Origin of the sequence: Nocardioides sp. Root140 (genome assembly GCF_001426745.1) — a bacterium.
Taxonomy (GTDB): domain Bacteria; phylum Actinomycetota; class Actinomycetes; order Propionibacteriales; family Nocardioidaceae; genus Nocardioides.
In genome coordinates this window covers 1,291,074-1,304,932 of record NZ_LMFI01000001.1, presented here as the reverse complement: position 1 = coordinate 1,304,932, position 13,859 = coordinate 1,291,074, and the positions used below count along the sequence as shown (strand labels likewise).

11 protein-coding genes are annotated in these 13,859 nt (G+C 70.7%); 6 read left to right on the top strand and 5 right to left on the bottom strand.

Annotated features, from left to right (window positions below; translation table 11 throughout):
- Positions 1-13 precede the first annotated feature (13 nt).
- Both ASD30_RS06385 and ASD30_RS06380 read right to left on the bottom strand, forming a co-directional pair.
- The gene (locus ASD30_RS06385) at positions 14-3,013 is read right to left on the bottom strand and encodes an AAA family ATPase (RefSeq protein ID WP_056678384.1); all 3,000 of its coding nucleotides are present in this window, start codon (positions 3,011-3,013) and stop codon (positions 14-16) included.
- The gene (locus ASD30_RS06380) at positions 3,013-4,182 is read right to left on the bottom strand and encodes an exonuclease SbcCD subunit D (protein WP_056678381.1); all 1,170 of its coding nucleotides are present in this window, start codon (positions 4,180-4,182) and stop codon (positions 3,013-3,015) included. The genes ASD30_RS06385 and ASD30_RS06380 overlap by 1 nt, the downstream gene beginning before the upstream one ends.
- A gap of 66 nt (positions 4,183-4,248) precedes the next feature.
- Between ASD30_RS06380 and ASD30_RS06375 the strand changes: the two genes are divergently transcribed.
- Positions 4,249-5,013, top strand: a complete 765-nt coding sequence (locus ASD30_RS06375) for an MOSC domain-containing protein (protein WP_056678379.1) — start codon at positions 4,249-4,251, stop codon at positions 5,011-5,013.
- A gap of 60 nt (positions 5,014-5,073) precedes the next feature.
- Here ASD30_RS06375 and pepN read toward each other — a convergent pair whose 3' ends face one another.
- A complete protein-coding gene (gene pepN / locus ASD30_RS06370) occupies positions 5,074-7,542 on the bottom strand; it encodes an aminopeptidase N (protein WP_056678375.1) in 2,469 nt (822 codons plus the stop codon).
- Between the two features lie 169 nt (positions 7,543-7,711).
- Between pepN and ASD30_RS26410 the strand changes: the two genes are divergently transcribed.
- On the top strand, positions 7,712-7,849 hold the full coding sequence (locus tag ASD30_RS26410) for a hypothetical protein (RefSeq protein WP_156388658.1): 138 nt from the start codon (positions 7,712-7,714) through the stop codon (positions 7,847-7,849).
- 144 nt (positions 7,850-7,993) lie between these two features.
- On the top strand, positions 7,994-8,164 hold the full coding sequence (locus tag ASD30_RS25935) for a LuxR C-terminal-related transcriptional regulator (protein ID WP_200950025.1): 171 nt from the start codon (positions 7,994-7,996) through the stop codon (positions 8,162-8,164).
- A 54-nt stretch (positions 8,165-8,218) separates the two neighbouring features.
- On the opposite strand, the gene ASD30_RS06365 is transcribed toward ASD30_RS25935, so the two are convergent.
- Entirely contained in the window at positions 8,219-8,500 is a 282-nt protein-coding gene (locus ASD30_RS06365; protein ID WP_056678371.1) for a Fe-S cluster assembly protein HesB, read from the bottom strand.
- 92 nt (positions 8,501-8,592) lie between these two features.
- Between ASD30_RS06365 and ASD30_RS06360 the strand changes: the two genes are divergently transcribed.
- Positions 8,593-9,021: an OsmC family protein gene (locus ASD30_RS06360; protein WP_056678368.1), complete on the top strand. Its 429-nt coding sequence runs from the start codon at positions 8,593-8,595 to the stop codon at positions 9,019-9,021.
- A gap of 24 nt (positions 9,022-9,045) precedes the next feature.
- Positions 9,046-9,951: an oxidoreductase gene (locus ASD30_RS06355; protein ID WP_056678364.1), complete on the top strand. Its 906-nt coding sequence runs from the start codon at positions 9,046-9,048 to the stop codon at positions 9,949-9,951.
- 12 nt (positions 9,952-9,963) lie between these two features.
- Here the strand turns inward: ASD30_RS06355 and ASD30_RS06350 are convergent, their stop codons facing one another.
- Positions 9,964-10,698, bottom strand: coding sequence for a peptidylprolyl isomerase (locus ASD30_RS06350; protein ID WP_056678361.1), 735 nt, complete (start codon positions 10,696-10,698; stop codon positions 9,964-9,966).
- Between the two features lie 93 nt (positions 10,699-10,791).
- Between ASD30_RS06350 and ASD30_RS06345 the strand changes: the two genes are divergently transcribed.
- Positions 10,792-13,668, top strand: coding sequence for a helix-turn-helix transcriptional regulator (locus ASD30_RS06345; protein WP_162250920.1), 2,877 nt, complete (start codon positions 10,792-10,794; stop codon positions 13,666-13,668).
- The last annotated feature ends 191 nt before the right edge of the window (positions 13,669-13,859 follow it).

Sequence of the window (13,859 nt, the reverse complement as noted above, 5' to 3'; positions counted from 1 at the left end):
CGGGCGGGGAAGGTCAGCCGTCGACGCGCGAGATCGTCACCGACGACCCGGTGCGGTCCTTGGCCACGCGCAGCTGGGTCGGGATGCGGCTGCGCATCTCGGCCACGTGGCTGACCACCCCGACCACGCGCCCGCCGTCGCGCAGGGTGTCGAGGGTGTCCATGACGTCGTCGAGGGTGTCGGAGTCGAGGGAGCCGAACCCCTCGTCGACGAAGAGCGTGTCGAGCTCGGCCCCGCCAGCCTCCTGGGTCACCACGTCGGCCAGGCCGAGGGCGAGGGCCAGAGAGACCACGAACGTCTCGCCGCCGCTCAAGGTCGCCGGATCGCGCCGCTCGCCGGACCACTCGTCGAGCACCAGCAGACTCAGCCCACCGCGCGACTCGCCGGCACCGCGGTGGCCGGTGTGTTCGAGGGAGTAGCGCTGGTCGCTCATGCGCAGCAGTCGCTCGTTGGCTGCGGCCACCACCTGGGTGAGCCGCCAGGCCAGCACATAGGCCGAGAGGCGCATCCGCAGCTCGTTGTCGGCAGACTTGCCCTCCACGAACGAGGCCAGCTCCGCGGCGACGGCGTACGCCGAGTGCACGGGCAGCCACGCACTGTGCGCGAGGCCGAGCTGCTCGTGGAGATCACCGAGCCGGGTCGAACGGGTGCGTCGGGTCTGGGCCAGGGTGCGGGCGCTGCCGAGCTCGTCGAGTGCCCGGGCATGGTCTGCGTCGACCGCGTCGACGTCGGGTGCCGGAAGCTCGAGGGCCTGCGCCACGACGGGGTCGTCCAGCACGGCGCTGGCGGCGGCCGATCGGGAGTCATGGGCGGAGATCGCCGACTCGAGCTCGTGTGTCTCACGGTCGGACAGGACCGCGTCGAGTGCCTGCGCGGCGTCGGCGAAGTCGTGCTCGTGCAGCCAGGTGTCGAGAGCCTGCACTGCCTTGTCGGCCTGTTCGACAGCGGTCTCGCGGGCCCGCTCAAGTCGCAATGCCTCGTCGCAGGCGGTGGCGATGCGCTCGTGATGGGCGGCGAGTGCGGCCAGGTCGTCGTGCCCGGTGCCGGCGAGCAGGTCGTTGATCTCGCCGGCGATCCGCTCTTCGGACGCACTGTCCGACTCGAGGCGCGCCCGCCTGCTCGCGATCTCGACCCGGCAGGTCGAGAGTGCGTTGGCGGCGGACTGGAGGCTGCGTTCGGCCAGGATGAGCGCCGGCTCGAACTCGCCCGTGGCCCGGGCCGCGTGAGCAGCCGCGGAACGCGCTGCTTCGATGCGTGCGCGTTCGGCCCGGGTTGTCTCTCTGGAGTCGTCGCCGAGCTGCTGCTCGACCACGGCGAGGGTGGCGCTGAGCTCGTGCACCCGCGCGTCACGGGCCACCCGGTCGACCTCGGCGTCGTCGAGGAGACGACGAGCCTCCTTCTCCGCTGCGGCCGTAGGCGCACCGGGTGCGGCCTCGGCCTTGTGCGGGTGGTCGGCAGAGCCACAGACCGGACAGCTGGCACCGACGGCCAGATCGGTGGCGATCTCGGCGGCCATCCCGCGGATGCGCGCCTCGCACAGCTGAAGCCACTGCTCCTTGAGGAGCTGGCACTCGTCGATGCTGGCCCGGCGCTCGTCGACGGCAAGGGTCAGCTGGTCACGCAGTTCGGCCGCACGCATGTGGGCCTCGAGGCGAGCATCGAGGACGCCGCGCTCTGCGGCGAGACGCTGTGACTCGACGCCCGCCTCGCGCGCCAGGCCCAGTCGCTGGCGGAGAGAGGAGATCTGCTCGGGCAGCGCGTCGACGGAGTTCGCCGTCGACACTTCCTCGGCCTGCAGGTGTTCGAGACGGGACCGATCGCCAGCGATGCGCTCGCGCAGGACGCGCAGCTCGCCCTCACGGGGAACCGCGGCCGTGGCGACGGAGATCGTGTCGCGTGACGCCCGCGCCCGGCGTACGAGCGTGTCGAGGTCGACGACCTCGTCGGGCCCCGCGACGCGGGAGAGCGCGGTGGCGGCTGCCTCGACTGCCCGGTCGCGCTGCTGCTCGGCTGCCAGCGCGAGCCTGTGGAGCGGGACGACGGGAGCGGCCCGCCGTGCCAGGGCCAGGCGACCGCGTCGCGACTCGTGCCGGTCGGCGGAGGCCGCCAGCTCGGCCAGTTCGGTGCGGGCAGCGGTGGCGCGCTGCTGGAGCCCGGCCACCCGATGGGCCTCCTCGCGTCGTTCGCCGGCAGCACGCTCGGCCTCGACAGAGGCGGCGAGTGCCGCGGTGGCCTCGTCGTCGGCCGCTCGGGTCTGCCCCCGGAGTGCGTCGACCCAGTCGATGAGGATGCCGTCGGCCATCACCGGGGCCAGGTCGTCGCCGGACCAGTCGTCGGGCAGCGTTTCGCCGGTGGCCTCGAGGATGCGGCTGACCACGCGGGAGACCGAGCGCTGGAGCTCCTGTCCCTGCCGGTGGAGGGCGCGGGTGTGGTCGCGGATCCAGCGTTCGATGTCTTCGAAGCGCTGCGTGCTGAACAGCTGTTGCAGCAGGGCGTGGCGTTCGTTCGAGCTGGCCCGGAGAAACTTCTGGAACTCGCCCTGCGGCAGCATCGCGACCTGGCAGAACTGGGTCATGGTCATGCCGACGAGCCCGGTCAGCAGATGACCCGCCTCGTCGAGCCGGGTCGACTGCATGACCCACTCACCGCTGATGCGCTCCTCGACCCGCACCGAGGCCTGCTCAGTGGTCAGCCCGGTGCCCCGCTTCTTCGGGCGGACCCAGGCCGGGGACCTGGTGATCCGGAACCGGCGGCCCGACAACGTGGCCTCGAGCCGCACCCGCGGCGCCAACCGGGGGTCGGCGGTGTCGCAACGGAACCGCTTGGCGTGGTTGCGGTCGCCGGGCACGTCGCCGTACATCGCGAAGCAGACGGCGTCGAGGATCGAGGTCTTGCCGGACCCGGTGGGGCCGGTGAGCAGGAACAGCCCCGCCGAGGAGAGGTCGTCGAAGTCGACCGACACGGTCTCGGCGAACGGGCCGAACGCGGTGGCGTCGAGCTGGTGGAGGCGCATCAGCCCACCGCCGTGTCGAGGTCGCGGTCGGGGCTGCAGGAGTCGCAGGCGTCGCGCAGCAGGGCCGACTCCTCGGCGCTGGCGGGTCGACCCCGCATCTCGCGGAGGAAGTCGACCGCGATCGCGTGGTCGGGCTTGCCTGCGGCCGGACGGGCCGACGGAAGCCTGGCAGCATGGCCACCGGCCGGCTCGAAGGACAGCACGAGCGTGTGCGGAAAGCGCTTCTGGAGCCGCTCCATCGCCCGGGCAGGGCGGGCGTTGTCGGTCAGGGTGGCGTGCACCCATGACTGCTCGTGGACGTCGAACGCGCGGTCGGAGAGCAGGTGCTCGATGTCGCCGCTGATGCGGGCCAGGGCGCGGGTGACCGGTGCCTCGACGAACTCGGCGTGGGCGAGCCCGGAGGCGTCGAGGTCGACCAGCCAGGTGCCCTTGCGGTGGCCCGTCTCGGAGAACGAGTAGGCCAGTGGTGAGCCGCTGTAGCGAATCGCCTCGGTGAGCGTGTGTTGGCCGTGCAGGTGGCCGAGCGCGACGTAGTCGATGCCGTCGAACACGTCGGTGGGGACGATGCTGACCCCGCCTACGCTGATGTCGCGCTCGGAGTCACTGGGCTCCACCGGCCTGGTGCCGGCCACGAAGGCGTGGGCCATCACTACCGAACGGGTGCCCCGTGGCTGCCCGGCGAGGTCGGCTCGCACGCGCCGCATCGCCTCGGCCAGCGCCGCCTCGTGGCTGCGCCCGGCCAACGCCCAGGGCTCCCGCACGAGATCGGGCTCGAGGTATGGAAGGCCGTAGACCGCGACCGGACCGTGCTCGTCGTCGAGCAGCACCGGGGCGCCCACGGACAACGCGCTGGTGCGGACGAAGACCCCGGCAGCGTCCATCAGCTCGGCGCCGAAGCCGAGCCGGTGGGCCGAGTCGTGGTTGCCGCTGGTCACCACCAGCTTGGCGCGCGACCTCGCGATGCGGGTGAAGGTCTCGTTGGCCAGGCGGACGGCGTCGACCGGCGGCAGCGCGCGGTCATAGATGTCGCCCGCGACCACGACCAGGTCGACCCGCTCGCGCTCGATCACCTCGAGCAGGTGGTCGACGTACGCAGCCTGGAACCCGAGCATGCCTTCGCGGTGGAAGGAACGCCCGAGATGCCAGTCGGAGGTGTGGAGGATGCGCACACCTAGAACCTAGAAGGCACCACCGACAGTCCCCGGCATCCCACGCCCGGAAGTAGCCTTCGACCCATGGAGACCACCGTCACGAGGCTCGGATTCACCCCGCTCAAGGGCACCCGGCACACGGCGTACGACGCGATCACGCTGGACGCCGCCGGCCCAGTCGGGGACCGCGAGTGGTGCCTGGTCGAGCCCGGGGCCGCCCGGGTGCTGCGCACGATCAACGAGCCGTTGTTGGCGACCACGGTCGAGGCCGAGGGCGACCACCTGCGGGTGACGCTCGGCGACGGCCGCAGCGCGTCGGGGCGGCTCGTGATCGCCGATGAGCCGGTGGCCGTGGACTACTGGGGCCGCCGGATCCTGGTCACGCCGTACGACGGGGAGCCGGCCGGGCTGCTGGCCGAGCAGGTCGGGCGCCCGGTGCGACTGGCCCGTGCCGGGCGCGGAGACGTGGTCTTCGGAGCGCCGGTGAGCCTGCTCGGCACCGCGTCGGTGCGTGACCTTGCCACGCGGATGGGGCGCCCCGACCTCGTCGACCAGTCAGAACGGTTCCGCAGCACGATCCTCGTCGAGACCGACGAGCCGTGGGTCGAGGACTCCTGGGTCGGACAGGACGTGCGCGTGGGCGAGACCGTCGTGCACGTGACCGGGCGCATCGGGCGCTGCGGCGTGCCGAACCGGCATCCGGTGACCGCGCTCGCCGACGCCCCGGTCCTGAAGGCGCTCGCGGGCTACCGCCCGGCCAACGATGCCGGCGACCCCTACCTCGCGGTCGACGCCGTCGTGGTCACTCCGGGCGTCGTCCGGCTCGGCGACGTTCTCGATACTCCCTGACGATCGCGCCCCTGCCAGGGCCGAAACGTCAGGGAGTATCCCGGCTGGAGGGCCGAAACGTCAGGGAGTATCGAAGGTGGTGCGGATGGAGAGGCGTCGGCGCAGCTCGTCGGTCATGTCGACCACGTTGCGGCGGATCGTCAGGTCGAGTCCGTCCCGAGCGATCAGCTCGTCAGCCCGGTCGACGGTCGACTGCCGCACCGAGGTGATCGGGAAGAAGTGCTCGGTCACGTCGCCGAGCACCCACCCCGAGTGCACCTTCGCCGCCCCCGGCAGCTCGCTCAGGTAGCGGTCGACGTAGGGCTCGGTGAACGACTCCTGCCCCGGCTGCCAGAGACCGGTGCCGCAGGCGATCAGCTCGTAGTTCGTGGCCGGCGCGGACCCGGTGAACCGGTCCCAGGCCCACGCCTTGCTCTCCGCGTCGGGCCGACCCGAGACCGCGCGGGCATGGTCGACGCGGGCCTTGGTGGTGGGCTCGGCGGCCAGTTCGCCGTCGAGGCCCGGCCGGCTGATCGCGTCGAGCGAGGCCAGCCTGATCATGATCCGCCAGCGCAGGTCGGCGTCGACAACCACACCGTCAGGAAGATCGGCCGAGTCCAGCCAGGTGCGCAGGGTGGTCACGTCGGCGGCGGAGTCGACCGCTCCCCGGAAGGCGCCCAGCTGCACGGTGCCTCCCGGTGTGGCGACGTCCAGCAGTGAACGGCACGCCGCGTGGAGCCGTGCCAGGGCAGAGGCCGGGTCGTGGCTGAGCCCGGCCACCGTGCCGATCAGGAACGGCAGGGTGCGCAGCGCGTCGTCGTTGGTCTCGGTCGGGAGCGATGCCTCGGCCAGGCGTACGACGGACTCGGGGGAGACGCGCGCGTGGTGGAAGCCGGAGCGGACGGAGTTCCAGATGCCCGAGCGGATCGTCAGGTCGGAGGTCGCAGCGATGAGGCGCGGGAAGGCCTCGAGGGAGACGTCGTCGGCCAGCGTGGACGCCCAGGTCTCCATGCCCGGGTCGACCAGGAACGCCGCGTCGTCAGGCACGTCGACCGTGATCTCGTCGGCATCGACGTGCAGCGGAGTGGTGGTCCATCGGCCGTCGGCGTCCGCGGTGGTCACGTGGATGGTGTGGTCACGTGCTTCGGTCTGACCGGCCGGGGGAGTGCGGCGTACGACGCCGGCAGCGCGGTCGAGCTCGAGGGTGTCGGGTCCGGCCGTGCGCAGCCAGCGCTCGCTGAACGGCCCGAGGTCGCCGGCGCCGGCGCGTTCCCACGAGGCGAACAGGTCGTGCATGGTCGCGTTGCCGTAGCGGTTGCGGGTGAAGTGGTCGATCACCCCGGCGAAGAAGACGTCGTCGCCGAGGGTCGCGTTCAGCTGCTTGAGGATCGTGGAGCCCTTGGCATAGGAGATGCCGTCGAAGTCCTGCAGGGCGGCGGTCGCGTCGAACGCGCCGTTGCCGGCCACCGGGTGCGTGCTGGGCCGCTGGTCCGCGACGAGTCCCCACTGGCGGCGGGCGTAGCCGTTGTGGATCCAGGCGTCGTCGTACTGCGTGACGTCGGCGGTGACCCGGTTGCCCATGTATTCGGCGAACGACTCGTTGAGCCACAGGTCGTCCCACCACTTGGGCGTGGTGATGTTGCCGAACCACTGGTGCGCCATCTCGTGGGCGACGGTGGTGGCTCGCTGGATGCGCTCTCCGCGGGTGACCTTGCTGGTGAAGAGCAGCGGGTCCCGGTAGGTCACGCATCCCGGGTTCTCCATCGCGCCGGCGTTGAACTCCGGCACGAACGCCTGGTGGTAGTTGCCGAACGGGTAGCGGATGCCGAACAGTCGGTGGAACTCGTCGAAGCACTGCTTGGTCATCGTGAACAGCTCGTCGGCGTCGTCGTCGAGGGCCTGGGCGATCGACTGCCGCGAGCTGAGCGAGAGCGGAATGCCGTCGTGGTTCTCGTGGATCACGTGGTAGGGCCCGGCGACCAGGGTCACGAAGTACGTCGACAGTGGCGGGGTCTCGTCGAACTCCCAGGTGCCGGGCTCCACCTGCTTGCCGGGGGCGTTGCCGATCACGGTCCAGTCCAGGGGCGCACGGACGTGGAAGGTGTACGGCGCCTTGAGATCGGGCTGGTCGAAGCACGCGAAGATCGTCGGCGCGGCATCCATGAACGACATCCCGTAGACGTAGCGCCGTCCGTCGGCCGGGTCGACGTGGGCGTGCAGGCCCTCCCCGTCGTTGCGGAACGGCATGACCGCATCGACGACGAGCTCGTTCTCGCCGGCCTGCGTGGCGAGGGGGAGCCGGCCTCGCTCGACCAGGTCGGGGCTCAGCGTCGACCCGTTGAACACGATGCGGTTCACGGCGGTTGCTTTCAGGTCGGCGAACGTCGCGCCGCCGCGGCTGGTGAACCTGATCGTGGTGGTCGAGGCGAACGTCTCGTCACCGGTCGCGAGGTCCAGACGGACGTCGTACGACGTGACGTCGAGCAGGTCGAACCTGGCGACTGCCTCGGTCTGCTGCAGGCTGCGGAAGGGAGTTTCGGCGGAAGACACGGCATCACCCTACGAGGCGCGTCCACACCCGCCGCGTGGTGGCTGAGATCACCCCTGAACTGGCCGATCGGCGGTGCTGGCTCCCGTAGAATGTAAGAGGCACCTTGCCTGAAGTACTTATTACACCAATCACCTGCGTCAACGATGACGCGAGAGGACGAGAAGGATCATGAAGGCCCAGTTGTACGTCGCCCAGGGAATCATCGCCGGGCGGATCCACCAGACCCAGGACACCATCGCGGTCCGGGCGCTGGAGGCAGCCCGCGCCGAGGCGCGTCGCGAACGACGTCGGCTGCGCGGCCTCTGATCCGTCAGGAGTCATGAGCGCCGCAGGGCCCGGGAGCGATCTCGGGCCCTGCGGCCATTTCGGGGTCGGGTCCTGACATTTGTCATGGCGGGATCGTGAGTGCTGACCGAGGTGGAGAGGCCTTCGCGCCACGAGGCTTGAGCCATGACCTCATCACTGAAAGCCCGCGACGGCTCGCGTGTGGCCGTGGTGGCCAAGCGGCTGCACCTCAGCGAGGGCACGGTGCGCAACCACCTCTCGGCCGCGATCGGCAAGACCGGCGCCGACAACCGCAGCGAGGCCGTGCGAACGGCCGAGCAGAACGGCTGGCTCTAGGAAATGAGCGCAGGGCCCGGGAGACCCCGGGCCCTGCCTTCTTCGTGGTTCTGCTCAGGCCTGGACGGTGAGCGAGAACTGCACGCCACCGGCCTGGTCGACTGCGGCGTCGAGCACCTTGTCGTCGAGCTGCTGGGCAGCATCCTCGTCGAGGAAGATGGTCGCACCGTCCTGCTCGACGGTCTGGTCACCGGGCTCAGGGGCGGGCGCGGCGTTGACCGCGAAAGCCGGCTCGGGGGTGTCGTCACTGGTGATGCGGAGTCCTGCGGCCTCGTCGCCTGCTTGGGCGGCGATGTCCTTGACGATCGTGCTGGCGTTCTCGGTGAGGGTGAGCATGTGCTCTCCTTCGCTGATTGCGGGCATGACCCCTCCACCATTGCGCGGTCGGGCGGCTCACGCAAACGCGGCGGGTCTGGCAGGCTCGGTGCATGACTGATTCCGACACCCTGCGCAGCATCGACCTGACCCGCATCGGCGACGGCCGCTACAAGGCGGTCAACCGTCGCGGGGGAGTGCTCCCCATCGGCTCGGGCGACGACCCCGACTTCACCCCGGTGGAGCTGTTGCTCGCCGCGCTGGCGGGCTGCAGCGCGATCGACGTCGACGCGATCACCGGCAAGCGTGCAGCCCCCGTCGCGTTCGACGTACACGCGGAGGGCGACAAGATCCGTGACGAGCAGGGCAACCACCTGACCAACCTGAAGGTGACCTTCGACGTGGTCTTCCCCGAGGGGGAGGGCGGCGACGCGGCCCGGGAGTTCCTGCCCCGCGCGGTCGCCATGTCACGTGACCGGCTGTGCACGGTGAGCCGCACCGTGCAGATCGGCGTGCCCGTCGAGTTCACGCCCGACGCGTGACCGGTCCCGCATAGGGTGCCGCCCATGGCCCGACATCGACGCACGCCGTGGACCACGGCGCAGATGCCCGCCCAGGACGGACGACGCTTCGTCGTCACCGGTGCCACCGGAGGCCTTGGACTCGAGCTGACCCGCGCGCTGGCCACGGCCGGTGCCGAGGTGGTGGTGGCGGTCCGCGACACCGCGAAGGGCGAGGCCGGGGCCGAGCGGGTGCGCCGGACCGGCGCACCCGGCCGGATCGAGGTGCGCTGGCTCGATGTCGCCGACCTGGGCTCGGTGCACGCGTTCGCCAGCAACCTCGATCGCCTCGACGTGCTGGTCAACAACGCCGGCATCATGGCCGTTCCCGAGTCGCGCACGGTCGACGGGTTCGAGTCGCAGATCGGTACGAACCACCTGGGCCACTTCGCCCTGACGAACCTGCTGCTGCCACGGCTCCACGACCGGGTCGTGGTGGTCTCGTCGGCCTCCCACCGCAGCGGCACGATCGAGGTCGACGACCTCGACTTCGCCCGACGCGGCTACGTCCCCTATGCGGCGTACGCACAGTCGAAGCTGGCGAACCTGCTGTTCCTCGCCGAGCTCGACCGGCGCCTCGCGGCGACCGGATCCGACGTGCGTGCGGTCGGAGCGCACCCGGGCTACACGGCGACCGGAATCCATGGCGGCACGGGGAACAAGGCCTTCACCCGGTTGGGCAGCCTGGGCAACGCGCTGATCGGCATGAAGCCGTCGCAGGGCGCGCAGCCGCTCCTGTACGCCGCCACCGGGGACCTGCCCGGCAACAGCTATGTCGGTCCGCACGGCCCCGGTGAGCTGCTCGGCCACCCGACCCTTGTCGGTCGCTCCGAAATGGCGAACGACCCGGACCTCGCCAGTGCGTTGTGGCGGAAGTCCGAGTCGCTCACGGGAGTCACGTTCCCGCTGTGACCATCGGTGTGGTCAGTCGTCGACCTCGTCGATGGTGACCGGCACCTTCGGGGCGCCGTCGGCGGTGCCGTTGTCGGTGCCCTTGGCGGCCACCTTCTGGAGCAGCTTGATGCTCGCGGTGTCGAACGTGCCGAAGACGGTGTACGCCGGGGACAGCGCTGCGGACGAGTCCTTGTAGACCATGAAGAACTGCGATCCGTTGGTGCCCGGGCCTGCGTTGGCCATCGCGAGGGTGCCGGCCGGGTACTTCTCCGTGCCGGCCAGCTCGTCGTCGAACTGGTAGCCGGGGCCGCCCATGCCGGTGCCGGTCGGGTCACCGCACTGGAGGACGTAGATGCCCTGGGTGGTCACCCGGTGGCAGCTGGTGTCGTCGAAGTAGTCCTGGTCGGCCAGCGAGAGGAACGAGTTGACCGTGCAGGGAGTCTTCTTGGCGTTCAGTGTGGCCTTGATGTCACCGGCGCTGGTCTCGATGGTGACGTGGACCAGGCCCTTCTTCTTCGGGTCGCCGGGTGGGGGGTCGACCTCCTTGGCCGGCTGCGTGCCGTCCGCGTCGTAGGCGCACGCTCCCGCGGCGGGCGTGGTCTCCGCGGGCGTCGACGGGTCGGCGGTCTCGCTCGGGTCCGTCGTGGCACTGGCGGAAGGGTCGCCCGCGACGGTGTCGTCGTCCTTGTCGCCGCCGTCGTCCGAACAGGCCGCGAGGGAGAAGAGGGTCAGTGCGGCCATCGCGGCCAGGCTTCGCTTGAACATGCGGCGATGGTAGCCAGCGAGGCATTAGGCTGCCACGCAGGTTGCCTCGGACGGTTTCCCGTCCGGCTGTCTCGGCAGGGGGATCGCGCGCGAGTGAGCGAATCCACGATGCAGCGCGGAAGTCCCTCCTCGCTCTCCACCCCGGCCTTCGTGGGCCGGGCAGAAGAGCTGTCGCGGATCAACGAGGTGCTGGTGCGCGCCGATCGCGCGCTCGTCCTCATCGAGGGCGAGACAGGCATCGGCAAGACTCGCCTTGTCCAGGAGCTGTTGCGCACGCACGTCGACGTGCTCGTGGTCGCGTGCCCTGCCTACAGCCGTTCGTTCACCCTCGCGCCGGTCATCGACGCGCTCCGGGACACGGTCGGTGACGTACGCCGGCTCTCGCTCACCCCGCTCGCCGGTGCACTGAGGCCGTTGTTCCCCGAGTGGGGCCCTCATCTACCGCCGAGCCCGGAGGCCCTCTCCGATCCTGCCGCCTCCCAGCACCGGATCTTCCGTGCCCTTGCCGAGCTGGTCGACGCCCTGGCACCCGGCCTTCTCGTGGTCGACGACGCGCACTGGGCCGACCCGGCCACCCTGGACCTGCTCCTCTTCCTGGCGTCCCGCCCGACGGCCGCCCACCGAATTGTGCTGACCTACCGGCCCTCGGAGCTGGAGGCAACCTCCAACTTGCACCGTCTCACCGGCAAGGCGCCGACGGGGACGAGCATGCTACGGATCGGCCTCGCCAGTCTCGGTGTCGACGACACCCGCCAGATGGTGTCGTCGATGCTGCAGGAGCGACCGGTCACCGGAGCGTTCGCCGAGTTCCTCCATGCCCGCACGGAGGGTGTGCCGCTCGCCCTCGAGGAGACTGTCCGTCTGCTGCACGACCGGGCTGACCTGACCCGCAGGGACGGCGAGTGGGTGCGTCGCCACCTCGACCGGATCGAGGTGCCGCCTACGGTGCGTGACGGAGTACTCGAGCGGTACCGGCGGCTCGGCGCGGAGGCACGAGGCGTCCTCCGGGCAGCCGCGACGTTCGGGGATGCCGTCGACGAGGCGACGTTGGTTGCCATGTCGGGACTGTCTCCGGACGAGGTCGGCAAGGGCCTCGACGAAGCGCTGACCGTGTTGATGCTCGAGGTCCGTGGCTCGCAGTTCCGGTTCCGCCATGTCCTGGTCGGGCAGGCCGTGTACGACGCGATCTCGCCCTCGGAGGCACGGCGTGGCCACCGGATTGCCGGCGAGGTCCTGGAGCAGAGGGAGCGGCCGCCGCTTGCCCGGCTCGCCGCGCACTTCCGCAGGGCGGGGGACGTGCCCCGGTGGTGCCGGTACGCCGAGCAGGCGGCCGAGCTCGCCTCGTCCAGCGGGGACGAGACGACCGCTGTCTCACTGCTCCTCGAGGTCGTGTTGCACGCGGAGCTGTCGCCCGCCGAGCTCGCCAGGTTGGCCGACAAGATCACCTACAGCGCAGCAGTCGGCGTCGAGCGCCTCCACGGACTGGTGGCGACCCTGCATCGCGCTGTCGATGCTGGTGACGCCGCACCGCAGGTGCGCGGTTTGCTGAGGTTCCAGCTCGGCAGGGCGCTCAGCAATGCGGGGGACTACGTGCAGTCAAGGAACGAGCTCGAGCTCGCAATCCCAGACCTCGCCGACGCGGAGACCGCGCTCCGGGCGATGCTGATGCTCGGGTCACCGTTCGGCACGGACTGGTCGGGGTCACGCCACCTGGAGTGGCTCGACCGGGCGCAACGGGTCGAGCCGCCGGTGAGGCGAAGTGACCGCACACGGGTGTTGGTCGACCGTGTCACAGCCCTGCTGGGCCTCGGGCAGCCGTCCGGGTGGGACGAGGCCGCGCACCTCCCGGACGACACCGCCGACGCCCAGGAGCGGGACCACTTGGTGCGCGGGCACGTGAACCTGAGCGACGTCGCGATGTTGTGGGGTCGGTTCGACGTCGCTGGGCGGTCACTGGCGCGTGCGGAGCACCTGGCTCGCGGCGGCGGCTACCCGCGGGTCGACGACCTGCTCATGCTCAACCGTGCGCGGTTCGACTGGCTCACCGGCACGTGGGACGGCCTCGCCGCGCGAGTCGAACACCTTGCGGACAACGAGGACATCCCGCCACACACGCGTCTCGAGCCGCTCGTGGTCGCGATCGGCCTGCAGTTCGCCTCGGCACCGGAGGGGACGGCCCGGCCTCGCCTGGAGCACGCCTGGGAGCTGGCTCGACAGTTCCCGTTGGAGCCGATCACGATCGAGGCCGGGAGCCTGCTCGCCCTGCGCCACCTCATTGCCGGGCGCCTCGACGACGCCCTCCGGGTCTCCTCCGAGGCCCTGGCGATGGTCCGTCTCAAGCAACTGTGGCTGTGGGCATCGGAGTTGGCACCCGTGCGGGTGGCGGCACTGCTGGCAGGCGGTGACGCGAAGGCAGCCCGATCCTTGACCGTGGAGTGCGAGCGGGGCATCCGGGGACGCGGGATCCCAGCCGCAGAGGCGGGCCTGGCAACCTGCAAGGCGATGCTCGCCGAGCGCGACGACGACGTGGCACTCGCCGGAGCGGCCTACCAACGCGCAGTGGACGCCTGGAGCCGGATGCCTCGCCCACATCCGGCCCTCCTGGTTCGCGAGCGCTGGGCTCGGCACGAGCTCGCCGTCGGTGCCACCGAGCCGGGGATCGCTCGACTGTCCGCGGTGTTCGACGGCCTCGCCGACCTCGGTGCACGGGCCGATGCGACGCGGGTGCTCGAGACCTTGGCCGAACACGGCGTGGAGCGAAGTCGGCCGTGGTGGGGCGGACGCACCGGTTATGGAGTCAACCTCTCGCCGCGCGAGCGCGAGGTGGTGCGGTTGGTGGCGCAGGGGAAGACCAACCGGGAGGTGGCCGAGGCACTGTTCCGCTCTCCCCACACGGTCTCGACCCAGTTGAGCTCAGCGATGCGCAAGCTCGGCGTCTCGTCGCGACGCGATCTGGTCGTGCCTGACTGAGCCGACCACGGGTTCACTTTGGTGCGCCGAGGCTCGACATTGGTACGTCGAGGGTCACCACGGTGTCGCGCCGAGCGTTTGACTGTCGACCATGACCGATCCGCTCGCCAACCGCCCCCGTCCGGGTCAGCCCGACCCCGAACCCGCGGACGACGACTACGAACCGGTCTGAGCTCACCTTCATCCTCATC

Bases quoted from the DNA above. Each gene is read 5' to 3' on its own strand.
- ASD30_RS06385 (WP_056678384.1), bottom strand. From the start codon at position 3,013: ATGCGCCTCCACCAGCTCGACGCCACCGCGTTCGGCCCGTTCGCCGAG.
- ASD30_RS26410 (WP_156388658.1), top strand. From the start codon at position 7,712: ATGAAGGCCCAGTTGTACGTCGCCCAGGGAATCATCGCCGGGCGGATC.
- ASD30_RS06365 (WP_056678371.1), bottom strand. From the start codon at position 8,500: ATGCTCACCCTCACCGAGAACGCCAGCACGATCGTCAAGGACATCGCC.
- ASD30_RS25935 (WP_200950025.1), top strand. From the start codon at position 7,994: ATGACCTCATCACTGAAAGCCCGCGACGGCTCGCGTGTGGCCGTGGTG.
- ASD30_RS06355 (WP_056678364.1), top strand. From the start codon at position 9,046: ATGGCCCGACATCGACGCACGCCGTGGACCACGGCGCAGATGCCCGCC.
- ASD30_RS06350 (WP_056678361.1), bottom strand. From the start codon at position 10,698: ATGTTCAAGCGAAGCCTGGCCGCGATGGCCGCACTGACCCTCTTCTCC.
- ASD30_RS06360 (WP_056678368.1), top strand. From the start codon at position 8,593: ATGACTGATTCCGACACCCTGCGCAGCATCGACCTGACCCGCATCGGC.
- ASD30_RS06375 (WP_056678379.1), top strand. From the start codon at position 4,249: ATGGAGACCACCGTCACGAGGCTCGGATTCACCCCGCTCAAGGGCACC.